A 403-nucleotide genomic window follows, 5' to 3' on the forward strand; every position below is an offset into this window, starting at 1 on the left:
GTACTCGACTGCTTCCTTCAGGATTTCCGCCTCCTGCGTCTTCTTGCCAAGCAGACGCTGCAGTTCCCTGATTTCCTTCATCGCCGTGGCCAACTGCGAAGCAGGCACCACGGCTTCTCCAGCTTTCACCGCTGCCAGGCTGCCTTCCTCGTATTGCTTGCGCCACGCAAACACCTGGTTTGGGTTCACTCCGTGTCTACGGGCAACTGCTGAAACCGTTGCTCCCGGCTCCAGGGTTTCCTGCACGATGGCTACTTTTTCCTGGACCGAACGCCGACGACGGCGCTCCGGCTCAGTCAGAACTTCAATGCTTTCCACGATTTGCCTAGGCTTGAAACTAGTCACAAGACTCCCTCTTATTTTAAGGGGTGTCTCGTGTCCTGAGAATCAAGGGGCTACTCCA

Annotated in this window: 1 protein-coding gene; it reads right to left on the minus strand. The window is 56.1% G+C overall.

Translation table 11 applies throughout. The features are described from left to right. Positions 1 to 309: transposase (locus P0D70_RS36860; protein WP_408188140.1), on the minus strand; the 309-nt coding region annotated here is incomplete at its 3' end. Between the last annotated feature and the right edge of the window lie 94 nt (positions 310 to 403).

This window comes from Paraburkholderia sp. RL17-381-BIF-C (assembly GCF_046026435.1).
Lineage (GTDB): Bacteria > Pseudomonadota > Gammaproteobacteria > Burkholderiales > Burkholderiaceae > Paraburkholderia.